This window comes from Streptomyces botrytidirepellens, assembly GCF_003721215.1.
Lineage (GTDB): Bacteria > Actinomycetota > Actinomycetes > Streptomycetales > Streptomycetaceae > Streptomyces > Streptomyces himastatinicus.
In genome coordinates, this window is record NZ_RIBZ01000371.1 from 1 (window position 1) to 593 (window position 593).

The following is a 593-nucleotide window of genomic DNA, read 5'->3' on the forward strand; positions in this document are numbered from 1 at the left end:
GACGACGCGGAGATCACGGTGCTGACCGTGGGTCCGGAGGACGCCAAGGACGCGCTGCGCAAGGCGCTGTCGATGGGTGCCGACAAGGCCGTGCACGTCGAGGACGACGACCTGCACGGCACGGATGCGCTGGGCACCTCGCTGGTGCTGGCCAGGGCGGTGGAGAAGACCGGTTACGACCTGGTGATCTGCGGCATGGCGTCCACGGACGGCACGATGGGTGTGCTTCCGGCGATCCTGGCCGAGCGCCTGGGGGTTCCGCAGGTGACGCTGCTGTCGGAGGTTGCGGTTGAGGAGGGCACGGTCAAGGGCCGCCGGGACGGCGACACGGCGACCGAGCACTTGGAGGCGGCGCTTCCGGCGGTGGTGTCGGTGACCGACCAGTCGGGTGAGGCCCGCTATCCGTCGTTCAAGGGCATCATGGCGGCGAAGAAGAAGCCGGTGACCTCCTGGGACCTGTCCGATCTGGACATCGAGGCCGAGGAAGTGGGTCTGGAGGGTGCCTGGACGAAGGTCGACGGCGCGGAGGAGCGCCCGGCCCGTACGGCGGGCACGATCGTCAAGGACGAGGGCGAGGGCGGCAAGCAGCTCGC

General features: G+C 69.6%; 1 protein-coding gene. It reads left to right on the plus strand.

All coding sequences use genetic code 11. The annotated features are described in order from the left end of the window. Nucleotides 1-593 (plus strand): electron transfer flavoprotein subunit beta/FixA family protein (locus EEJ42_RS31025; protein WP_148082059.1); only part of this gene is annotated, 593 nt, incomplete at both ends.